General features: G+C 73.8%; 12 protein-coding genes and 1 pseudogene. 12 read left to right on the forward strand and 1 reads right to left on the reverse strand.

Features of this window, described 5'->3' with window-relative positions; translation table 11 throughout:
* Window positions 1–98 precede the first annotated feature (98 nt).
* Window positions 99–485: pseudogene (locus ISP_RS18375) on the reverse strand (DUF6010 family protein); the annotation flags it as partial.
* A 240-nt stretch (window positions 486–725) separates the two neighbouring features.
* On the opposite strand from ISP_RS18375, the gene ISP_RS18380 reads away from it, so the two are divergent.
* The 12 genes from ISP_RS18380 to ISP_RS18435 all read left to right on the forward strand — a co-directional run bounded on the left by ISP_RS18380 (window position 726) and on the right by ISP_RS18435 (window position 16,896).
* Window positions 726–1,367, forward strand: a complete 642-nt coding sequence (locus ISP_RS18380) for a TetR/AcrR family transcriptional regulator (RefSeq protein ID WP_013225313.1) — start codon at window positions 726–728, stop codon at window positions 1,365–1,367.
* A gap of 290 nt (window positions 1,368–1,657) precedes the next feature.
* Window positions 1,658–3,130: an amidohydrolase family protein gene (locus ISP_RS18385; RefSeq protein ID WP_013225314.1), complete on the forward strand. Its 1,473-nt coding sequence runs from the start codon at window positions 1,658–1,660 to the stop codon at window positions 3,128–3,130.
* Complete coding sequence (locus tag ISP_RS18390) at window positions 3,127–4,248, forward strand: M20 family metallopeptidase (RefSeq protein WP_013225315.1); 1,122 nt, start codon at window positions 3,127–3,129, stop codon at window positions 4,246–4,248. The genes ISP_RS18385 and ISP_RS18390 overlap by 4 nt, the downstream gene beginning before the upstream one ends.
* A 23-nt stretch (window positions 4,249–4,271) precedes the next feature.
* On the forward strand, window positions 4,272–5,165 hold the full coding sequence (locus ISP_RS18395) for a hypothetical protein (protein ID WP_014466966.1): 894 nt from the start codon (window positions 4,272–4,274) through the stop codon (window positions 5,163–5,165).
* Entirely contained in the window at window positions 5,162–6,265 is a 1,104-nt protein-coding gene (gene menC / locus ISP_RS18400; protein ID WP_013225317.1) for an o-succinylbenzoate synthase, read from the forward strand. The genes ISP_RS18395 and menC overlap by 4 nt, the downstream gene beginning before the upstream one ends.
* An 18-nt stretch (window positions 6,266–6,283) precedes the next feature.
* Window positions 6,284–7,669 (forward strand): serine hydrolase domain-containing protein, encoded by a 1,386-nt coding sequence (locus tag ISP_RS18405; protein WP_013225318.1) that lies wholly within the window; start codon window positions 6,284–6,286, stop codon window positions 7,667–7,669.
* Window positions 7,666–8,181 carry a serine hydrolase gene (locus ISP_RS18410; RefSeq protein WP_013225319.1) on the forward strand — a complete coding sequence of 172 codons (516 nt, stop codon included), beginning with the start codon at window positions 7,666–7,668 and terminating at the stop codon, window positions 8,179–8,181. The genes ISP_RS18405 and ISP_RS18410 overlap by 4 nt, the downstream gene beginning before the upstream one ends.
* Window positions 8,178–9,761 carry an ABC transporter substrate-binding protein gene (locus tag ISP_RS18415; RefSeq protein WP_013225320.1) on the forward strand — a complete coding sequence of 528 codons (1,584 nt, stop codon included), beginning with the start codon at window positions 8,178–8,180 and terminating at the stop codon, window positions 9,759–9,761. The genes ISP_RS18410 and ISP_RS18415 overlap by 4 nt, the downstream gene beginning before the upstream one ends.
* Window positions 9,758–10,738, forward strand: coding sequence for an ABC transporter permease (locus ISP_RS18420; RefSeq protein ID WP_013225321.1), 981 nt, complete (start codon window positions 9,758–9,760; stop codon window positions 10,736–10,738). The genes ISP_RS18415 and ISP_RS18420 overlap by 4 nt, the downstream gene beginning before the upstream one ends.
* Window position 10,739: 1 nt before the next feature.
* Window positions 10,740–12,623, forward strand: coding sequence for a dipeptide/oligopeptide/nickel ABC transporter permease/ATP-binding protein (locus tag ISP_RS18425; protein ID WP_013225322.1), 1,884 nt, complete (start codon window positions 10,740–10,742; stop codon window positions 12,621–12,623).
* Window positions 12,620–13,576: an ABC transporter ATP-binding protein gene (locus tag ISP_RS18430; RefSeq protein WP_013225323.1), complete on the forward strand. Its 957-nt coding sequence runs from the start codon at window positions 12,620–12,622 to the stop codon at window positions 13,574–13,576. Before ISP_RS18425 ends, ISP_RS18430 begins: the two co-directional genes overlap by 4 nt.
* Window positions 13,573–16,896, forward strand: coding sequence for a serine hydrolase (locus ISP_RS18435; protein WP_013225324.1), 3,324 nt, complete (start codon window positions 13,573–13,575; stop codon window positions 16,894–16,896). The genes ISP_RS18430 and ISP_RS18435 overlap by 4 nt, the downstream gene beginning before the upstream one ends.
* Window positions 16,897–16,949 lie beyond the last annotated feature (53 nt).

The following is a 16,949-nucleotide window of genomic DNA, read 5'->3' on the forward strand; positions in this document are numbered from 1 at the left end:
CCGGGGCCGGGGGCGCGGGGGCCCCGGGGGCAGTTTCGGGGGCGCCGGGGGTTTGTTTGGGCGCGCCCATCCCCCCGGCACCCCGGGTTCCAGCCCCCCCCAACCCGCCGCCCGGCCCACACGGACCGGCCACCGGTGAAGCACCAGATCGCGATGACCGGGTCGCAGATCGCGCAGCCGAACGACGACCCGTGGGCGAACGGCAGGATCGGCTGGCCCTTGAGGTGGTGGACGATGTCCCAGCCGGTGTGCAGCAGCCAGCCGATGCCGATGAACGTCCACGAGTCGAGCCCGCGGAACGCGACGTAGGTCATCAGCGCGCAGAACACCACCTCCCACGGCCCGAGCGCGCCGCCGGAGAGGTAGGCCGCCCCCGCACCGCCCACCAGCACGGCGTTGAACCGCTGCCGGTGCCGCTGCGGGATCAGGGAGTTGAGCATGACGTAGGCGAGGCCGATGAGGATCGGCGCCAGGATTTCCAGCACGGGTTCGACGCTAGGAACCGGTCGTCCCGGCGGCCAGTGGCCCGAAAGCCAGGGGACACCGGGATCTGGCCACGAGTTTAACTCAAGCGATTGACTTAAAATGCGGTAGACTGCCCGGATGACACCGACCGAGTTGCTCGCCGTCGCGGCTCGGTGCGGCGCGGGCGTGGCTGGGCCGGCTCCGGTGACCGCATCCGTAAGGTGGGGTCCGGCAGGGCGGATGGGCGACCGGGTGGGTGGATGAACGTCAAGGCGGATCGCGCGAGTGCCACGCGGGAGAGCATCCTCGTCACCGCGGAGCGGCTGTTCGCCGAGCACGGGGTGCACGCGGTGTCCAACCGGCACATCAGCGAGGCGGCCGGGCAGGGCAACAACGCCGCGGTCAACTACCACTTCGGCACCAAAGTGGACCTGGTCCGCGCGATCGCCCGCAAGCACTTCGGCCGGATCGAGCGGCTGCGCGAGGAGCTCGTCGACGCCATCGACGGCGAGGGTGAACTGCGGGACTGGGTGGCCTGCCTGGTCCGTCCGAGCACGAGCTACCTGCACGAACTGGGTGCGCCGACCTGGTTCGCGAGGTTCAGCGCCCAGGTGATGACCGACCCGGCGCTGCGGGCGATCGTCGCGGAGGAGTCGCTGACCTCGCCGGCGCTGGCCCGCGCGGTCGAGGGGCTCAACCGCTGTATGGACGGTCTCCCGCCCGAGGTCCGCGCCGAGCGCGGCGACATGGCCCGCCAGCTGATGATCCACATGACGGCCGAACGCGAGCGGGCCCTGGCGGAGGGCACGCCCACCCCCCGCGCGAGCTGGAACGACGCGGGCACGGGCCTGATCGACGCGATCACCGGCCTGCTGCTCGCCCCGGTGACCCCGGCCTCCTGACCCACCCGGACGACTCGCGTACCTGGACGGACGACTCGCGTACCTGGACGGACGACGCGCGTACCTGGGCGGACGACGCGCGTACCTGGACGGACGACACGGTGCCTGGTTCGGCATTCGGTGTGTCGTCCGTCCCCGTGCGCGTGTCGTCCGGGTGGGTACGTGTGTCGTCCGGGGCGGTTCGTCCGCGCGGATGGATCGGGCCGCCGGAGTTCGTCGTCTCGCACGAACGGCGGCGCCGCGAATCCTCCTAACGTCACCTCGATCGGGTGGTGACGAGGAGGCGGCGGGTGCGGACACTCTTGCGGGGCGGCCGGGTCGTGGATCCGGGGACCGGGTTCGACGGCGTCGCCGACGTGCTGCTCGCCGGTGGCGCCGTCGAGGCGGTCGGGGCCGGGCTGACGGCGCCGGACGCCGTCGAAGTCGACGTCACCGGGCTCGTCGTCGGGCCCGGGTTCGTCGATCTGCACAGCCACGTCCACTCCGTCGCCGGGCAGCGGCTGCAGGCGATGGACGGCGTCACCACCGCGCTCGACCTCGAAGCCGGCCTGATGCCCGTCGAGCGGGCGTACGCCGAAGCCGCCGCGGCCGGACGGCCCCTGCACTACGGCTTCTCCGCCTCCTGGGGCGCCGCCCGGGCGCAGGTGCTCGCCGGGATCGAGCCGGACGCGAACATCGAAAGCGGCCTGGCCGTCCTGGGGAACCCCGCCTGGCAACGGTCTTCGACGCCGACGGAGCTGGCCGCCTGGTTGTCCCTTTTGGACACCGAACTCGCGGCCGGTGCCCTCGGGATCGGGGTGCTCATGGGGTACGCGCCGCAGACCGCGCCCGGGGAGTTCCTGGCCGTCGCCCACCTCGCCGCGACGGCCGGGGTGCCGACCTACACCCACGTGCGCGAGCTGGTCGAGGTCGACCCCGCGATCCCGGTCGACGGCTCGGCCGAGATCGCCGCCGCCGCGGGGGAGACCGGCGCCGCGATGCACCACTGCCACGTCAACAGCACCTCCGGCCACCACATCGACCGGGTCCTCGCCACCCTCGACGACGCCCGCCGCGCGGGCTCCCGCGTCACCGTCGAGGCCTACCCCTACGGCGCGGGCAGCACGGCGGTCGGTGCCGCCTTCATCGAGCCGGACCGCCTGCGGCTCAAAGGACTCCGGCCGTCCAGTGTGGTCATCCTGGAAACCGGGGAACGCGTGCGCGACGAGGCCCGCCTGCGGCAGCTGCGGCGGGACGATCCGGGCGCGCCGTGCCTGCTGGAGTTCCTCGACGAAGACAATCCCCGCGAACGCGCGCTGCTGTACCGAGCCCTGGCCTTCCCCGACGCCGTCGTCGCCAGCGACGCGATGCCGGTGTCCTGGCCGGACGGCCGCAGCGAAAGCACCGAGTGGCCGCTGCCGCCCGGCGGCCGGACGCACCCGCGCACCGCGGGCACCTTCGCCAAGACCCTGCGGCTGATGGTCCGCGAAGCGGGTGCCTGGAGCTGGCTCGAGGCGTTCCGGCGCTGTTCGTCCCTGCCCGCGCGGCTGCTCGACGACGTCGCGCCCGCCGCCCGCCGCAAGGGCCACCTGAGTGCCGGGGCGGACGCCGACATCGTCGTCCTCGACCCGGAGCGCATCACCGACACCGCCACCTACGCCGACCCGACCCGGCCCTCACACGGCGTCCGGCACCTGTACGTCGCCGGCGTTCCGGTGATCCGCGAAGGAAAGCTGGACCGGGAAGCGCTGCCCGGCAAGCCGCTGCGGGGTGAGCCGAAGTGATCGACGACATCGAGACGCTCGTCCGGTGCGAGTCGCCTTCGGCCGACCACGAAGCCGTCGCGCGCAGCGCCGAGGTCGTCGCCGGGATCGGCCGGCGCCTGCTCGGCGTCGAGCCCGAACGGATCGTCACCGCCGGCTGCACGCACCTTCGCTGGCGGTTCGGCGACGGCGAGCCGCGGGTCCTGCTGCTCGGCCACCACGACACCGTGTGGCCGCTGGGATCCCTGCGCACGCACCCCTTCGAAGTCCGCGACGGGATCCTGCGCGGACCCGGCTGCTTCGACATGAAGGCCGGGGTCGTGATGGCCCTGCACGCCGCCGCTGCGCTGCCCGGCCGCGACGGTCTCTCGATCCTCGTCACCGGCGACGAAGAAATCGGCTCGCCGCTGTCCCGCACCTTGATCGAAGAAGAAGCCAAGAGCTGCGACGCGGTCTTCGTGCTCGAAGCCTCGGCCGACGGCGGCGCGCTGAAGACGCGCCGCAAAGGTGTTTCCCTCTACCGCGTCGAGGTCGAAGGCCGTGCCGCGCACGCCGGGCTCGAACCGGAAAAGGGTGTCAACGCAGGGATCGAGCTCGCCCACCAGATCCTCGCGATCGCCGCGCTCGCCGACGCGGACCTGGGCACCACCGTCGTGCCGACCGCGCTGACGGCCGGGACCACGACGAACACCGTGCCCGCCAAAGCGAGCGTCGCCGTCGACGTGCGGGTGTGGGACGCGGTCGAACAAGAGCGCGTCGACCGCGCCATCAGAAGCCTCGCACCGGTGCACGAAGAGGCCCGGATCCACATCGTCGGCGGGATCAACCGCGCACCGCTGGACGCGGGAGCGTCTTCGGACTTGTTCGTGCTCGCGAACGAACTTGCGGCCGGGACACTCACCCAGGCCGCGGTCGGCGGCGCGTCGGACGGCAACTTCACCGCGGGACTGGGCATTCCGACGCTCGACGGCCTCGGCGCGGTGGGCGGGGGAGCGCACGCCGACGACGAACACGTCGTCGTCGCGGAGCTGCCCCGGCGGACCGCGCTGCTCACCGCGCTCACCGAAACCGTGCTGGCGCGGGGAACTTCGTCCGCGCCGACGAACGTGCCCGGTGAATCCGGTGCGGGACAACGGTGACCGGCGGCGAGCGTCCGGAAAGGATGGTGGGCGTGACAGAAGTCGTGACGAACACAGCCCCGCCGCTGCGGGACGAGGCCGCCGCCGCGGCGGCCGGTGCCGCCCTCGCCTCGGGCGTCCGGATCCGGACCCTGGCCGAGGTCGCCGACCTGGCCGCGGTGTCCCGGCTCTTCGAATCGATCTGGCGGCCCCCGCCGGGAAACCCGCTCGTGACGGCCGAACTGCTGCGGGCGATGGCCACGGCTGGCAACTACGTCGCCGGCGCCTTCGACGGACCCGAACTGCTCGGCGCCTGCTTCGGGTTCTTCGGCGAACCCGCGAAGGGAGGACTGCACAGCCACATCGCCGGGGTCGCGACGACCGGGCACGGCCGCGGCATCGGCTTCGCGCTCAAGCTGCACCAGCGCGCGTGGGCGCTGCGCCAGGGGGTCGCGGTGATCTCCTGGACGTTCGACCCGCTGGTGCGCCGCAACGCCCACTTCAACCTGACCAAGCTCGCCGCCCGCCCGGTGCGCTACCTGCCCGACTTCTACGGCCCGATGCAGGACGGCATCAACGGCACCGGCGACACCGACCGCCTCATGGTCGCCTGGGACCTGGCGAGCCCGTCCGTGCGGACGGCCGCCGCCGGCCGGCCGGACCGGGTGGACGCGGCGGCGCTGCGGGCCCGGGGAGCCGCCGTCGCGCTGGCGGCCGGCCCGGACGGCGGCCCGGTCACCGGTGCCGCGGACGCGCCGGTGGTGCTGGTCGCCGTCCCACCGGACATCGAGGCACTCCGGCGCACCGACCCGGACCAGGGCCGGGCGTGGCGCGTCGCGCTGCGGGAGGTCCTCGGCGGCCTGCTCGCCGGCGGCGCCTCGGTCACCGGATTCGATCGTGCCGGCTGGTACGTGGTCGCAAGGGAGCACTCGTCGTGAAACTCACCGGGGTGGAACTCCTCCGGGTGCGGATGCCGCTGGTGGCCCCGTTCCGGACGTCGTTCGGCACGCAAGCCGAACGCGAACTGCTGCTCCTGCGGGCGGTGACGTCCGAGGGCGAAGGCTGGGGCGAATGCGGGGCGATGGCCGGCCCGCTCTACTCGGCGGAGTACATCGACGGCGTCGAGCACGTGCTGCAGGCCTTCCTCGTGCCCGCCCTCCTCGCCGCCGGAGACCTCACGGCGCACAAGGTCGCGCCGCTGCTGGCGAAGTTCAAGGGCCACCGGATGGCCAAGGCCGCGCTGGAAATGGCCGTGCTCGACGCCGAGCTGCGTGCGCACGGCCTCTCTTTCGGCACGGCGCTCGGGTCCACATCGGACTCCGTGCCGTGCGGGGTGTCGGTCGGGATCATGGACTCGATCCCGCAGCTGGTGGACGTCGTCGGCGGCTACCTCGACGCCGGGTACCTCCGCATCAAGCTGAAGATCGAGCCCGGCTGGGACGTCGAGCCGGTGCGCGCGGTCCGCGAGCGCTTCGGCGACGACATCCTGCTGCAGGTCGACGCGAACACGGCGTACACGCTCTCGGACGTCCCGCAGCTGCAACGGCTCGACCCGTTCGGGCTGCTGCTGATCGAGCAGCCCCTGGAAGAGGAGGACGTGCTCGGCCACGCCGAGCTGGCCCGGCACCTCCGGACGCCGATCTGCCTGGACGAGACCGTCGTGTCGGCGGCGTCGGCCGCGGCGGCGATCCGGCTCGGCGCCTGCCGGATCGTCAACATCAAGCCGAGCCGGGTCGGCGGCTACCTGGAAGCGCGGCGGGTGCACGACGTCTGCGCCGCGCACGGCATCCCGGTCTGGTGCGGCGGGATGCTCGAAACCGGGCTCGGCCGGGCGGCCAACGTCGCGCTGGCGTCACTGCCCGGGTTCACCCTGCCCGGCGACACCTCGGCGTCGGACCGGTTCTACCGCACCGACATCACCGAGCCGTTCGTGCTCGAGGCCGGCCGGCTGCCGGTGCCGTCCGGGCCCGGCCTCGGCGTCACCCCGATCCCCGAGCGGCTGGCCGAGGTGACCACCGCGAAGTCCTGGCTCGCCTAGCGAAACGAGAGGCTCCCCATGTCGAAACTCCCCGAACTCGCCGCCTGGCTGGAAACCCGGCTCCCCGCCCTGCTGGCCGAGCACCACGTTCCCGCCGCGGCCGTCGCCGTGTACGCCGGCGGCGAGATCATCGACCGCGCCGCCGGCGTGCTCAACACGGGCACCGGCGTCGAAGCGGACGTCGATTCGTTGTTCCAGATCGGGTCGATCACCAAGGTCTGGACGGCCACCCTGGCCATGCAGCTCGTCGACGACGGTGTCCTCGATCTCGACCAGCCGGTCCGCAAGTACCTGCCGGAGTTCGCGCTCGCCGACGACGACGCGGCCGCGCGGATCACCGTCCGGCAGCTGATGTGCCACACCGCCGGGTTCGAGGGGGACATCTTCACCGACACCGGCCGCGGTGCCGACTGCATCGAGAAGTACGTCGCCACCCTCGGCGACGTGCCCCAGCTGTTCGCCCCCGGCGAGATGTTCTCCTACAACAACGCCGCGTTCTGCGTGCTCGGCAGGCTCGTGGAAGTCCTGCGCGGCAAGACCTACGACGAATGCCTGCAGGACCACCTGTTCACCCCGCTCGGCCTGACGCACGCGGCGCCGAGCCCGTACGAGGCGATCCGGTTCCGCGCCGCGCTCGGGCACCTGACGTCCTCGCCCGGCGCCGACCCGGAACCCGCGGGCATCTGGGCGCTGACGCCGTCCAACGCCCCCGCCGGCTCGATGCTCGCCATGCGGCCGCGCGACCTGGTCACGTTCGCCGCGATGCACCTGAAGGACGGCGAAGGTGCCGACGGCACCCGCGTGCTCGGCGCGGACAGTGCCCGCGCCATGCGTGAGCGCCTGGTGGAGCTGCCCGACCTGGGGATCTTCGGCGACGCGTGGGGCCTCGGCTGGTCGCTGTTCGACGCGCCCGGCGGAAAGGTGGTCGGCCACGACGGCGGCACGATCGGCCAATCCGCGTTCCTGCGGGTGGCGCCGGAGCACGGCGTCGCGGTGGCCCTGCTGACCAACGGCGGCGACACGATCGCCGTCTACGCCGAGGTGGTCGGGCACGTCCTGCGCGAGCTGACCGGCATCGAACTGGCCGCGCCGCCGACGCCCGACCCGGCCGCGCCGCGCGTCGACGCCTCGCGGTACGTGGGCGAGTACTCGTCTTCGGTGGCGGACATCGTGGTCAGCCAGGACGACGACGGCCGGATCTGGGTGGAGCGCGTCCCGAAGGGGATCTTCGCGGAGCTGGCCAAGCCGGAGAAGACCGAGCTGGTCGCGATGAACGGCGACACGCTGATCCTGGCCGAGCCGATGCAGGGGATGTACGTGCCGCACGCCTTCGTCGGGGACGACGGCACCGGCCGCGCGCTGTACCTGCACACCGGCCGGGCCGATCGGCGGGTGACCGCATGACGGAGGTCGAGGCGGAGATCGCCGGCGTCTTCGCCGAAGCGGACCTGTTCGCCTCCGTCCTCGCCGACGTCGGGGCGTCCGAAGACGCCGACATCGACGCCGAGTTCGCGGGCGCGTCGCCCGAGCAGACCTGGAAGCTCGCCGTGCTGGACCCCGAGCGCACGACGTCGTCCACCCCGCGCGAGATCACCGAACTGCTCGACGCGGTGTGGACCGACCGGGCCGGCGAGCCGTCGGCGTGCGAACGGGTCCGCTCGATGCTGGCGCGGCAGATCTGGCCGCACCGCCTCTCGTCCGGCTTCCCCTCGGACGTCGCGATCGCGGCCAAGACCGGCACGCTCCCCGCGGTCCGCAACGAAGCAGGTGTCGTGTCCTTCCCGGACGGCCGCCGCTTCGCCGTCGCGGTCTTCACCCGCGCGAACTCCCTGGCCGAACGGCAACCCGCCATCGACGCGGCGATCGGCAAAGCCGGCCGCCTCGCCGTGGACCACCTGCGGAAGGAAGCCCCATGACCCAGACACGGACGGCGGTGGTCCTGCTCGCCCTCGCGGCCACGGCCTGCGGGGGACCGGGAGGCGTCGGCGCGGCCGGCGGCACCATGGCCGACGGCAAGACGTTCACCCTCGGGATCGCCTCCGACCCGGGCAACCTCGACCCGCACATGTCGGTGCTGTCGGTGACCGGCCAGGTCGACCGGTTCCTCTACGACCCCCTGCTCGAACTCACCCCAGACGGCAAGCCGATCCCGGCACTGGCGGAGAAGTGGGACGCCACGACGACCACCGCGTCGTTCACCCTGCGGCCCGGCGTCACCTGCGCGGACGGCACTCCGCTGACCGCCGCCGACGTCGCCGCGAACATCGCCTTCGTCGGCGACCCGGCGAACAAGTCGCCGTTCGCCGGCCTGACGATCGCGCCGGACACCAAGGCCACCGCCGACGAAGCCACCCGGACGATCACCGTCACCAGCGGCGCGCCCGACGCGTTCCTGCTCCGCAACGTCGGCAGCCTGCCGATCGTGTGCGGCACGGGCCTGGCCGACCGCAAGCTGCTGGCCAAGGGCGGCAGCGGCACCGGCATGTTCGCCGTCTCCGAGGTCGTGCCGAACGACCACTACACGTTCACCCGCCGCAAGGACTACAGCTGGGGCCCGGGGGACTGGAAAGCGCAGCAGGCCGGCCTGCCGGACAAGGTCGTCGCCCGGGTCGTCCCGAACACCTCGACGGCGGCGAACCTGCTGCTGTCGGGCGAGCTCAACGCCAGCCAGATCAACGGGCCGGACCGCCAGCGGCTCGAAGCGCGGAAGCTCTTCCACGCGGATTTCCTCGCCCCGCTCGGGGAGATCTTCTACAACCAGGCCGCCGGGCGCCCCGGCCAGGACGAGTCCGTGCGGCGCGCGCTGACCCAGGCGCTCGACCTGGCCCAGCTCGGCAAGGTACTGGCCAACGGCACCGGCAAGCCGTCGCAGGGCCTGGTCACCGCCGAGCCGAAGGCGTGCTCCGGCGACACCGTCACCGGCCACCTGCCCACGCACGACCCGGCGGCGGCCGCGTCCGCTTTGGACAGTGCGGGCTGGAAGGCGGGCCCGGACGGCGTGCGCGTCAAGGGCGGCAAGCGGCTGGCGCTCACCGTCCTCTACGGCACCCAGCTGGGCCCGACGATGGCGCCCACCGCCGAACTGGCCCAGCAGACGTGGAAGTCCCTCGGCGCCGACGTCACGCTCAAGGCCGTCGACAGCCCGGGGCTGTCCCAGGTGCTGTTCGGCACCGGCGAGTGGGAGGTCTCGCTGGGGCCGGTCGGGCTCACGCTGCCCAGCCAGCTGGTGCCGTTCGTGTCCGGCCCGGCGGCGCCGGACGGGACCAACTTCGGCCACATCGCCAACCCGGAGTACGAGCAGGGCGTGAAGCGGGCGGCCGCGATGAGCGGTGAGGCCAGCTGCCCGGCCTGGGAGGCCGCCGAAACCGCGTTGGTCAAGCGCGTCGACGTGGTGCCCTACATCGACTCCGTCGTGCCGTACTACGCGAGCGGTTCGCGGTTCGACGTCAGCCAGGGCAGCGTCACGCCGTCGTCGATCCGGATGTACGCGCGATGACCACCGCGGCGGCGCCGGCGCGGCTGCGCGGCGGACCGTGGCCGGCGTTCGCCGCGCGGCGGCTGACCCGGTTCGCCGTCTCGTTGTGGGCGCTGGTCACCGCGGCCTTCCTGATGATCCACCTGGTGCCGGGCGACCCCGTGCGCGCGGCGCTCGGGATGACCGCCCCGGCCGACCTGGTGCGGGCGAAGCGGCTGGAACTGGGCCTGGACGACCCGCTGTGGGTGCAGTACGGGCATTATCTGCGCGGCCTGTTCACCGGCGATCTCGGGACGTCGATGGCGAGCGGCCAGCCGGTCACGCAGGTGATCGGCGACCGGCTGCCGGCGACCCTGCAGCTGGCGCTCCCGGCCTTCGCGGTCGTGCTCGCCGTCGCGATCCCGGTCGGCGTCGTCTTCGCGGTGCTGACCCGCGGCGGCCGGCGCCGGGGCAGCGAGCTGGCGTTCACGTCGGTGAGCGTCTTCCTCGCCGCCGTGCCGGAGTTCCTGGTGGCGGTCGCGCTGGTGGCGCTGTTCGCGGTCGGTCTCGGCTGGTTCCCGGTGGCCGGCGGCGACGACGCGAGCGCGTACGTGCTGCCGGTCGCGGCTCTGGCGACCGGGCCGGCGGCGGTGCTCGCCCGGATGGTCCGGGTGGAGCTGCTGTCCGTGCTGGGCGCCGACTTCGTCCGCACCGCGCGGGCGAAGCGGCTGCCCGCGCGGCTGGTCTACGTCCGGCACGCGCTGCCGAACGCGCTGACCGCGACCCTGACGCTGGGCGGGCTGATGCTGACCGGGCTGGTCGCGGGCACGGTGCTGGTGGAGAACGTGTTCGCCTGGCCCGGCCTCGGCTCGACGATCGTGCAGTCGATCCTGCAGAAGGACTACCCGCTGGTGCAGGGGATCGTGCTGGTCTACGGCGTCGGCGTGCTGCTGGTGATCCTGCTGGTCGACGTCGTGCTCGGGCTGCTCGACCCGCGCTCGGCCATTCGGGAGGCGTGAGATGGCTCGACGCGGTTCGGTGTGGACGGCGGCCGTGCGCACGCCGGTGGGCACGTGTTCGGCGGTGTTGCTGGCCCTGGTCGTCGTCCTGTCGGTGCTGGCCCCGCTGCTGTGGGGTGACGGCGCGGCGGCGATCGACACCGACGCGATCGGCCAGGGACCGTCCGGGGCGCACCCGTTCGGCACCGACTCCCTCGGCCGTGACCTGCTGCTGCGCACCCTGGTCGCGACCCGGCTCTCGGTCGGGCTCGCCGTGCTCGCCACCGCGATCGGGGCCGGCAGCGGCGTCGTCCTCGGGACGCTGCCGTCCGTGCTGCCGCGCCGGCTGGGCCGGCTGCTCACGGCGGTCGTCGACATCGCCGTCGCGTTCCCCGGGCTGCTGCTGGCCCTGTTCCTCGCGGTGATCTTCGGCGTCGGCACGCACGGCGCGGTGCTCGCGATCGGCTTCGCGACGGCGCCGGCGTTCGCGCGGCTCGTGCAGACGCTCTCGGCGTCGGTCAGCGGGCGCGACTTCGTGGCCGCCGCCCGGATCGCCGGTGTCGGCCGGGTCCGGCTGCTGGCCCGGCACGTGCTGCCGAACATCGGCGAGCCGCTCGTCGTGAACGCCACCATCGGGGCGGGCTCGGCGCTGCTCGCCTTCGCCGGGCTGTCGTTCCTCGGGATCGGTGTGCAGGCACCGGACTACGACTGGGGACGGCTGCTGCGCGAAGGCCTGGACGGCATCTACGTCAACCCCGCGGCCGCGCTCGCCCCCGCCGCGGCGGTGGTGCTCGCCGGGCTGGCGTTCAACCTGGTCGGGGAGACGGTGGCCGCGGTGGTCGGCGTCCGGACGCGCACGACCCGGCGCGGGGCGCCCCCGGCCCCGGCGACGCGGCCGGCGCTTCCGGAGCAGCCCGCGGACGCCGTGCTCGTGGTGGAAAACCTCCGGGTGGCGTTCCCGGGGCCGGACGGCTGGACGGTTCCGGTGCGCGGAGTCAGCTTCAGCGTCCGGGCCGGGGAAGCGATCGGCGTGGTCGGCGAGTCCGGCTCGGGCAAGAGCCTGACCGCGCTGGCCGTGTCCCGGCTGGTCGAAGCGCCCGGCGCGGTCACCGCCGACCGGCTCGAGTTCGCCGGGAAACCCTTGGCGGCCGCGTCGGACCGGGAGCTCGGCACCGCGCTGGCCATGGTCTTCCAGGACCCGATGACGTCGTTCAACCCGGCCCGCCGGGTCGGCGGGCAGCTGGCCGAGGTGTCCGAGCAGCACCACGGCCTGTCGCGGCGGGCGGCGTTCGCCCGTGCGGTGGACCGGCTGGCCGCGGTGCGCATCCCGGCCGCCGAGCGGCGCGCCCGGCAATACCCGCACGAGTTCTCCGGCGGCATGCGGCAGCGGGCGATGATCGGCATGGGCCTGATGGGCCGGCCGAAGCTGATCGTGGCCGACGAGCCGACGACCGCCCTCGACGTCACCGTGCAGCGGCAGGTGCTGCGCCTGCTGGCCCGCACGCGCGAAACCGAGGGCGCGGCGATCCTGCTGATCAGCCACGACATCGCGGTGGTTTCCCAGACGTGCGAACGGATGCTGGTGATGTACGCCGGCCGGATCGTCGAGGACCTGCCGACCGGGAGCCCGGCCCGGCACCCGTACACGCGGGCGCTGCTGGCCACCACGGTCGACCTGGAAACCGACCGCGACCAGCCGCTGGAAGTCATCCCCGGCCGCCCGCCGGAACCCGATCAGGTGCCGGCCGGGTGCGCGTTCGCCGCCCGGTGCCCGCTGGCTTCGGAGCGCTGCCGCACCGAAGACCCGGTGCTCGAAGCCACGGATCGGCGTGACCACCGGGTGGCCTGCTGGCACCCGCAGGTCACCGTCCTTTCCGGACAGTCCCGTGAGGAGGGTGCCGCATGAGTGCGCTCGAGTTCGACGCCGTGAGCGTCCGCTACGGCAAGCTGACCGCGGTCGACGGCGTCAGCCTGACCGTCCCGTCCGGACAGGTCGTCGGCCTGGTCGGCGAATCCGGCTCCGGCAAGTCGACCCTCGCCAGGGCGGCCGCGGGGCTCGCGCCGGTCGGCGCGGGCCGGGTCCTGCTCGACGGCGTAGACGTGCGGCGGCTGCCGCGGCGGCGTCCGCTGCAGATGGTGTTCCAGGACCCGTATTCGTCGCTGGACCCGCGGATGGCGATCGGCGAGTCCATCACCGAGGCGATGCCGCCGGGGACCTCGCGCGCCGAGCGGCGGGCCGAGGTCGCCCGGCTGCTCGAACTGGTGAACCTCGACCCGGGCAGCGCCGCGTCGCTGCCCGGCCGGCTCTCGGGTGGGCAGCGCCAGCGCGTCGCGCTCGCCCGGGCGCTGGCCGGGCGGCCGAAGGTGCTGATCGCGGACGAGATCACCTCGGCGCTCGACGTCTCGGTGCAGGGCGCCGTGCTCAACCTGGTTCGGGACGTGCAGCGGCGGCTGGCGCTGTCGATGCTGTTCATCTCGCACAACCTCGCCGTGGTGCGGTACGTCAGCGACGTCGTCGCGGTGATGTACCTCGGCCGGATCGTCGAGGCCGGCCCCGCCGAGCAGGTCCTCGCCGAGCCGAAGCACCCCTACACCCGGGACCTGCTGGCCGCCGCGCCCTCGGCGCACCGGCGCCTGCTCGACGACCCCGGCACCGACGCGCTCGCCGACACCGAACCCGCCGACCCGCACCACCCGCCGTCCGGCTGCCGCTACCACCCGCGCTGCCCGATCGGGCCGCTCGTGCACGCCGACCGCACCCTCTGCGTCACCGCCGACCCGGCCGACGAGGCGGCGGCCCGGCCCCACTCCGCGGCGTGCCACTACGCCGCGAGCCATCCCACGAGGAGATCCGCATGACCCGACGTCCGGGCACCGACGACCTGTACGCCATCGAGTTCCCCGAGCACCCGGCGGTTTCGCCCGACGGCCGCCGGATCGCGTACGTGCTGCGCACCGCCGACCGCGACCGGGACGAGGACACCCGCTCGCTCTGGGTGGTCCCCGCCGACGGCGGCGAGGCGCGCCGGCTGACCCGCGGTCCGGCCGACCTCGAGCCGGCGTGGTCGCCCGACGGCACGCGGCTCGCGTTCCTGCGCGCCCAGGACGGCCCGGCGCAGCTGTGGCTGCTGCCCACCGGCGGCGGCGAGCCCGAGCAGGTCACCACGCTCCCGCTCGGCGCGGGGACCCCGGTCTGGCGGCCGGACGGCGCCGAGATCGCCTTCGCCGCCCCCGTCGACCTCGCCGCGGACGAGGGCGACGACGACGCGGCCCGGACCCGCCGCGCGAGCGCCCCGGTGGTCGCCGACCGGCTCGACTTCAAGGCCGACGGCGCCGGCCTGCTGCGGACGCTGCGCAAGCACGTCCACGTCCTCGACGTCGCCACCGGCGAGGTCCGCCAGGTGACGTCGGGGGACTGGCACGCGGGCGACCCCGCGTGGTCACCGGACGGCGCGCGGCTGGCCTTCCCGGCGGGACCGGAGGCGGACACCGACCTGACCTTCCGCTCCGGCGCGTACGTCGTCGAGCCCGGCGACCGCGCGAGCGAGCCGCGGCTGATCGGCTCGGGTGCGGGCATGTGCGGCGCGGTCACCTGGACCACCGACGGCGCCGCCCTGCTCGCCGTCGGCCGCCGCGACACCGCGCCCGGGCACCTGGGGCTGCTGAGGATCCCGCTGGACGGCGGGGAAACCACCGATCTGGCCGCCCCGCTCGACCGGAACGTCATGCCCGGCGGCGCGGGCTACCCCGGCGCGCTCCCGCAGCTTTCCGGCGCCACCGTGCTGTTCTGCGCCCGCGACCGCGGGTACACGCAGCTGTACGCGGTCGACGCCGAAGGTGGTGAGCCGCGGCTGGTCGCCGGCGGAGCCGGGACCGCCGTGACGGGGATGGCCGTCGCCGGGGAGACGGCGGCGATCGTGCTGGCCACCCCGACGTCCTACGGCCAGATCGCGACGGTCCCGGTCGGCGGGGGAGCGGTGGACGTCCGCACCGCGCACGGGTCCGGCGAGCTCGAGCCGGTCGTCTCGGAGGAGCGTGAGTTCACCATCTCCGACGGCACGGTCGTGGCCGGCTGGCTGCTGCGCGACCCCGCCCGCACCGGCCCGCGGCCGCTGCTGCTGGACATCCACGGCGGCCCGCACAACGCGTGGAACGGCACCGCCGACGCCGTGCACCTCTACCACCAGGAACTCGTCGCGCGCGGCTGGGCGGTGCTGCTGCTCAACCCGCGGGGCAGCGACGGCTACGGCGAAGCGTTCTACACCGCCGCGGTCGGCGCCTGGGGCGTGGCCGACGCCCGCGACTTCCTCGAGCCGCTGGACGACCTGGTCGCCGAGGGCGTGGCCGACGCGCGCCGGCTCGCCGTGGCCGGCTACAGCTACGGCGGCTACATGACCTGCTACCTGACCAGCCGCGACGACCGCTTCGCCGCGGCCGTCGCGGGCGGGATCGTCAGCGACGTGGTCAGCATGGCCGGCACCTCCGACAGCGGCCACTACCTCGGCGTCGCCGAACTCGGCGCGATCCCCTCGGAGAACCGGGCGCACTACACCGCGCTTTCGCCCTTGTCCCAGGTGGAAAAGGTGCGCACGCCGACCCTGGTGGTGCACGGCGCCGCCGACGACCGGTGCCCGGCCGGGCAGGCAGAGCAGTGGTTCACCGCGCTGCGCGAGCAGGGCGTGCCCACCCGCCTGGTGCTCTACCCCGGCGCGTCCCACCTGTTCATCCTCGGCGGAAAACCGTCGCACCGCCTGGACTTCAACCGCCGGATCGTCGACTGGGTCTCCCAGTACGCGGGCGAGCCGGGCCGGCCGGCGCGGGTGCCGCTCGACGCCGCGCACTGGCGGCGGCGCCTGGCCGCGCTCGCCCGCAAGCACCGCGTTCCCGGTGCGTCGCTGGGCATCCTGCGCGGCGACGACCAGGTGCTCGCGAGCCACGGCGTGCTGAACACCGCCACCGGTGTCGAGGTCACCGACGATTCGGTGTTCCAGATCGGCTCGATCACCAAGGTGTGGACGGCCACGGTGGCGATGCAGCTGGTCGACGAGGGCCTGCTGAAGCTCGACGCGCCGATCGCCGACGTGCTGCCCGAGCTGCGGCTGGCCGACCCCGACGTCACCAAGCAGGTGACCCTGCGGCACCTGCTCACCCACACGAGTGGCATCGACGGCGACGTCTTCACCGACACCGGCCGCGGCGACGACTGCATCGAGAAGTTCGTCGGCCTCCTCGACGAGGTCGCGCAGAACCACCCGCTCGGGGCGACGCTGTCCTACTGCAACTCCGGGTTCGTGCTGGTGGGCCGGGTGATCGAGAAGCTCACCGGCCTGACCTGGGACGCGGCGCTGCGCGAGCGGCTGTTCACCCCGCTCGGCCTCACCCGCACGGGCACGCTGCCGGAGGAGGCCCTGCTGCACCGCGCGGCGATGGGCCACGTCGCGGCCGGTGACGGCGAGCAGCGGCCGGCCCCGGCGTGGGGCCTGCCGCGCTCGGCGGGCCCGGCCGGCCTGATCACCGCGCCGGCGGCGGACGTCCTGGCGTTCGCCCGGATGCACCTGGCCGGCGGCCTCGACGTGCTGTCGGAGGCGTCGGCGGCGGCGATGACCGAGTGGCAGGCGGACATGCCCGACAAGCACACGCTCGGCGACTCGTGGGGCCTCGGCTGGATCCGCTTCGACTGGGACGGCCACCGCGTCATCGGCCACGACGGCAACACGATCGGGCAGTCGGCGTTCCTCCGGCTCCTGCCGGAGCACGGGCTGGCCGTCACGCTGCTCACCAACGGCGGCAACACGCGTGACCTGTACGAAGAGCTCTACCGCGAGATCTTCGCCGAGCTGGCCGGGGTGGCGATGCCCCGCCCGATCGGGCCGGCCGCCACCCCGCCGTCCGTGGACGCCGCGGAGTTCCTCGGGGTCTACGAGCGCGCGTCGATGCGGATCGACGTCTTCGAGGGCGATTCAGGGCTGCGGCTGCGGCAGACGATCACCGGCCCGATCGCCGCGCTGGTCCCGGAACCGACGACGGAGCACGACCTGATCCCGGTCGGCGGCCCCCGGTTCGTCTTCCGCGAGCCGGGCGCCCGGTCCTGGATCTCGGCGACGTTCTACACGCTGCCGACGGGGGAGCGGTACCTGCACTGCGGTGTCCGCGCGACCCCGAAGGTCGACGCCGGGTAGGCCCGTTCACCGCGCCCCGGACTCCCGCTTCCGCTCGCAGGCCTGCCCCCGGC

The sequence above is a fragment of the Amycolatopsis mediterranei genome (assembly GCF_026017845.1).
In the GTDB taxonomy this organism is placed as follows: domain Bacteria; phylum Actinomycetota; class Actinomycetes; order Mycobacteriales; family Pseudonocardiaceae; genus Amycolatopsis; species Amycolatopsis mediterranei.

Bases quoted from the DNA above. Each gene is read 5' to 3' on its own strand.
- ISP_RS18380 (WP_013225313.1), top strand. From the start codon at position 726: ATGAACGTCAAGGCGGATCGCGCGAGTGCCACGCGGGAGAGCATCCTC.
- ISP_RS18395 (WP_014466966.1), top strand. From the start codon at position 4,272: ATGGTGGGCGTGACAGAAGTCGTGACGAACACAGCCCCGCCGCTGCGG.
- ISP_RS18405 (WP_013225318.1), top strand. From the start codon at position 6,284: ATGTCGAAACTCCCCGAACTCGCCGCCTGGCTGGAAACCCGGCTCCCC.
- ISP_RS18410 (WP_013225319.1), top strand. From the start codon at position 7,666: ATGACGGAGGTCGAGGCGGAGATCGCCGGCGTCTTCGCCGAAGCGGAC.
- ISP_RS18415 (WP_013225320.1), top strand. From the start codon at position 8,178: ATGACCCAGACACGGACGGCGGTGGTCCTGCTCGCCCTCGCGGCCACG.
- ISP_RS18420 (WP_013225321.1), top strand. From the start codon at position 9,758: ATGACCACCGCGGCGGCGCCGGCGCGGCTGCGCGGCGGACCGTGGCCG.
- ISP_RS18425 (WP_013225322.1), top strand. From the start codon at position 10,740: ATGGCTCGACGCGGTTCGGTGTGGACGGCGGCCGTGCGCACGCCGGTG.
- ISP_RS18430 (WP_013225323.1), top strand. From the start codon at position 12,620: ATGAGTGCGCTCGAGTTCGACGCCGTGAGCGTCCGCTACGGCAAGCTG.
- ISP_RS18435 (WP_013225324.1), top strand. From the start codon at position 13,573: ATGACCCGACGTCCGGGCACCGACGACCTGTACGCCATCGAGTTCCCC.